Source organism: Streptomyces sp. ID05-39B (assembly GCF_033794725.1).
GTDB classification, from domain to species: domain Bacteria; phylum Actinomycetota; class Actinomycetes; order Streptomycetales; family Streptomycetaceae; genus Streptomyces; species Streptomyces bobili.
In genome coordinates, this window is record NZ_JARGEF010000459.1 from 1 (window position 1) to 2,520 (window position 2,520).

The window sequence follows — 2,520 nt, forward strand, 5'->3', positions numbered from 1 at the left end:
CCTCCGACCCCGACCCCGAGCCCACGCCCACCGGTCCTTCCCCGTCCGACCCGGGCGGCTCGACCCCGCCGTCCGACGGCAGCGGCGACCCGAGCCCGTCGACCTCATAGGCCGGGACCGCCCGCCGCGGGAAGCGAGTCGGCCCGGCTCCTGGGAGCCGGGCCGAGGGCCTCACACGGTCGGATCGACGGGATCCACGGGACGCGGTCCCGGTACCGGGTCCGCCGGGTGCGGGGCGAGCAACGGCAGCTGTGAGGCGAGCCGCTCCTCGCACAGCTCGACCAGACGGTCGTAGCCGGCCTTGCCCATCAGCTCGATCAGCTCCGGCCGGTACGAGACGTACACGGGGTCGCCCGCGCCGTGCGCCGAGGTCGCCGAGGTGCACCACCAGTGCAGGTCGTGCCCGCCCGGACCCCAGCCGCGCCGGTCGTACTCACCGATCGAGATCTGCAGCACGCGCGTGTCGTCGGGCCGGTCGATCCAGTCGTACGTCCGCCGCACGGGCAGCTGCCAGCAGACGTCCGGCTTGGTCTCCAGCGGCTCGCGGCCCTCCTTGAGGGCGAGGATGTGCAGCGAGCAGCCGGCGCCGCCCGCGAAACCCGGGCGGTTCTGGAAGATGCACGAGCCGTTGAACGGGCGGGTCTGGCGGGAGCCCTCCTCGTCCTCCGAGATCCAGCCGTCGCGCTCGCCCTCGGCGTGGTGCTGCCAGATGTCGGGCGTGAGCCGCGCCACGTGCCCCGCCACGCGCTTCTCGTCGTCCTCGTCGGAGAAGTGCGCGCCGAGCGTGCAGCAGCCGTCGTCCGCGCGGCCCGCCTGGATGCCCTGGCAGCCGCTGCCGAAGATGCAGTTCCAGCGAGAGGTCAGCCAGGTCAGATCGCACCGGAAGATCTGATCGCCGTCCGCGGGGTCGGGGAACTCGACCCACGCGCGTGCGAAGTCGAGGCCCTTCTCGTCCGCTTCCAGGGCCGTGCGCGACTTCTTCGACGGCTTCACCTGCGGAGAACCCGAAGGGACCTTGATGGATTTGGCTGCCTTGTCGACCTTGGCTGCCTTGTCGACCTTGTCGGCCTTTTCTTCCTTCGCCTTTTTCGTCTTTGGCACCTGACCAGGGTAAGTCGCTCGCGCGCGGCAACGGGACCGTCTCAGGATGGGCACCAGGGGCCGAGGTCAGCGTGGCTGGCAGTAGCGTTCCCCGCATGAGACTCGGTGTCCTCGACGTGGGATCGAACACGGTGCATCTGCTGGTGGTGGATGCGCACCCGGGCGCGTGCCCGTTGCCCGCGCACTCGCACAAGGCGGAACTGCGCCTTGCCGAACTTCTCGACGAGAGCGGTGCGATCGGCCGCGAGGGCGTCGACACACTGATCCGCGTCGTCCAGGAGGCCCTCCAGGCCGCCGAGGACAAGGGCGTCGAGGACGTGCTGCCCTTCGCCACCTCCGCCGTGCGCGAGGCCAGCAACGCCGACGACGTCCTCGCGCGCGTGCAGGCCGAGACCGGCGTCGAGCTCCAGGTCCTCAGCGGCGAGGAAGAGGCCCGGCTCACCTTCCTGGCCGCCCGCCGCTGGTTCGGCTGGTCGGCAGGCAAGCTGCTGGTCCTGGACATCGGCGGCGGTTCCCTGGAGATCGCGTACGGCATCGACGAGGAACCCGACGCGGCTGTCTCCCTCCCGCTCGGCGCGGGCCGGCTCACGGCCGGCTGGCTGCCCGGGGACCCGCCGGACGCCGCCCAGATACGAGCGCTGCGGCGGCACGTGCGCGCCGAGATCGCCCGGACCGTCGGGGAATTCAGCCGCATCGGCTCTCCCGACCACGTCGTGGCCACGTCCAAGACGTTCAAGCAGCTCGCCCGCCTCGCCGGCGCCGCCCGTTCCGCAGACGGCCCTTACGCCCAGCGCCAGCTGAAGCGGGAGTCCCTGGAGGCCTGGGTGCCCCGTCTGGCCGGCATGACCACCGCCCAGCGCGCGGAGCTGCCGGGCGTCTCCGAGGGCCGTGCGAGCCAGCTGCTGGCGGGCGCGCTGGTCGCCGAGGGAGCGATGGACCTGTTCGGCGTGGAGGCGCTGGAGATCTGCCCGTGGGCACTCCGCGAGGGCGTGATCCTGCGCAAGCTCGACCACATGGGGTCGCTGTAGCGCATGGCCCACGCGCGCGTGAGGCGTGAGCCAGGGACGGCCCCGCGCGCGAGGCACGGGAATGCGCGCGTGAGGCCGGGAACAGCCCCGCGCGTTGAGGCAGGGAACGGCCAGCCATGCACGCTGGCACGCTGCGGTAGGGAACAGCCCCGCGCCCGTGTGAGGCAGGGAACGGGCACCCGCGCGTGAGGGACGCCACGGCACGCGCGCGTGAGCGCGGCCGACCGGCACGGCCCGTCAGCCCGCCCCCGGCCGCCATCCGCCGCGCCGCCGGCCGCCTCGTCCCCCCCGTCGGATCCCTACGACTCGCCGGCGGCGTAGTCGGCCGCCGGGTTGGTGGCGGCCTTCGACGAGGAGGACTTCGCGGAGTCCGAGGAGTCCGACTTGGAGG

General features: G+C 72.7%; 2 protein-coding genes. One reads left to right on the forward strand and one right to left on the reverse strand.

The window, feature by feature from the left end; translation table 11 throughout:
• Nucleotides 1–171 precede the first annotated feature (171 nt).
• A complete protein-coding gene (locus P1P75_RS41020; RefSeq protein WP_319265009.1) occupies nt 172–993 on the reverse strand; it encodes a hypothetical protein in 822 nt (273 codons plus the stop codon).
• A 203-nt stretch (nt 994–1,196) separates the two neighbouring features.
• Between P1P75_RS41020 and P1P75_RS41025 the strand changes: the two genes are divergently transcribed.
• A complete protein-coding gene (locus P1P75_RS41025) occupies nt 1,197–2,129 on the forward strand; it encodes a Ppx/GppA phosphatase family protein (protein ID WP_319265006.1) in 933 nt (310 codons plus the stop codon).
• Nucleotides 2,130–2,520: the final 391 nt, after the last annotated feature.